Here is a 1,992-nt window from a genome sequence, read left to right as displayed (position 1 = left end):
TCATCACCAGCAGAGGTCCCCCTTCTCCCGAAGTTACGGGGGCAATTTGCCGAGTTCCTTAACCACAGTTCACCCGATCGCCTTGGTATTCTCTACCTGACCACCTGAGTCGGTTTAGGGTACGGGCCGCCGGCACACTCACTAGAGGCTTTTCTCGGCAGCATGGGATCACCCACTTCACCACAATCGGCTCGGCATCACATCTCACCCTCAATGCAGCACGGATTTACCTATGCCACGGGCTACATGCTTACCCCAGGAACAACCATCGCCTGGGATGGGCTACCCTCCTGCGTCACCCCATCGCTTACCTACTACCAGATCAGGCCAGGCGTTCAGCCTCACCCACACTCCGAAGAGCGTCAGGGACTTAAGGACCCTTAGTATCACTGGATTCGATATGGGCGCATACCAGCGGGTACGGGAATATCAACCCGTTGTCCATCGACTACGCCTGTCGGCCTCGCCTTAGGTCCCGACTTACCCTGGGCGGATTAGCCTAGCCCAGGAACCCTTGGTCATCCGGCGCAGAAGTTTCTCACTTCTGATTCGCTACTCATGCCTGCATTCTCACTCGCACAGCCTCCACAACTCGATCACTCGGCTGCTTCACCGGCTGCACGACGCTCCCCTACCCACCCACACGAATGTGAGTGCCACGACTTCGGCGGTGTACTTGAGCCCCGCTACATTGTCGGCGCAGAATCACTTGACCAGTGAGCTATTACGCACTCTTTCAAGGATGGCTGCTTCTAAGCCAACCTCCTGGTTGTCACTGCGACTCCACATCCTTTCCCACTTAGCACACGCTTAGGGGCCTTAGTCGGTGGTCTGGGCTGTTTCCCTCTCGACTACGAAGCTTATCCCCCGCAGTCTCACTGCCACGCTCTCACTTACCGGCATTCGGAGTTTGGCTGACGTCAGTAACCCGGTAAGGCCCATCAGCCATCCAGTGCTCTACCTCCGGCAAGAAACACGCAACGCTGCACCTAAATGCATTTCGGGGAGAACCAGCTATCACGGAGTTTGATTGGCCTTTCACCCCTACACACAGGTCATCCCCCAGGTTTTCAACCCTGGTGGGTTCGGTCCTCCACACGGTCTTACCCGCGCTTCAACCTGCCCATGCGTAGATCACCCCGCTTCGGGTCTACAGCATGCGACTCAAACGCCCTATTCAGACTCGCTTTCGCTACGGCTCCCCCACACGGGTTAACCTCGCCACACACCATAACTCGCAGGCTCATTCTTCAAAAGGCACGCAGTCACATCACAGACAGGGCAAACCCCGCCTAAGCTCCTACGGCTTGTAGGCACACGGTTTCAGGTACTATTTCACGACCCCTCACCGGGGCGCTTTTCACCTTTCCCTCACGGTACTCGTTCACTATCGGTCATCAGGGAGTATTTAGGCTTACCAGGTGGTCCTGGCAGATTCACACAGGATTCCTCGAGCCCCGTGCTACTTGGGATCCCCTCAAACAGTCGACAGAGTTTCACCTACCCGACTCTCACGGTCTACGGCGCAACTTCCCAGAAACTTCGGCTACCCCATCGATTTATCACTGCTTGCGGCCGCAGCGGCAGCCACCAGAGGGTCCCACAACCCCACACACGCAACACCCGCCGGCTATCACACGCGCATGGTTTAGCCTCATCCGCTTTCGCTCACCACTACTCACGGAATCACTATTGTTTTCTCTTCCTACGGGTACTGAGATGTTTCACTTCCCCGCGTTACCACCAACCGCCCTATACATTCAGACGGCGGCAACACCACATGACTGGTGCTAGGTTTCCCCATTCGGACATCCCCGGATCAACGTCTGGTTGGCGACTCCCCGAGGCTTAACGCAGCCTCCCACGTCCTTCATCGGCTCCTGATGCCAAGGCATCCACCGTGTGCCCTAAAAAACTTGGCCACAAAGATGCTCGCGTCCACTATGCAATTCACAAACAACAAACAGCCACCGACCCAACCCGCCACCAGAC

1 rRNA gene (only partly in view) is annotated in these 1,992 nt (G+C 56.6%); it reads right to left on the bottom strand.

The annotated features are described in order from the left end of the window. Positions 1 to 1,922 (bottom strand): 23S ribosomal RNA (locus ACZ6QO_RS37785); it reaches 1,274 nt to the left of the window's first position. Positions 1,923 to 1,992 lie beyond the last annotated feature (70 nt).

This window comes from Sphaerisporangium sp. NPDC049457 (assembly GCF_055586705.1).
This window is presented reverse-complemented; position numbering and strand designations above follow the sequence as displayed.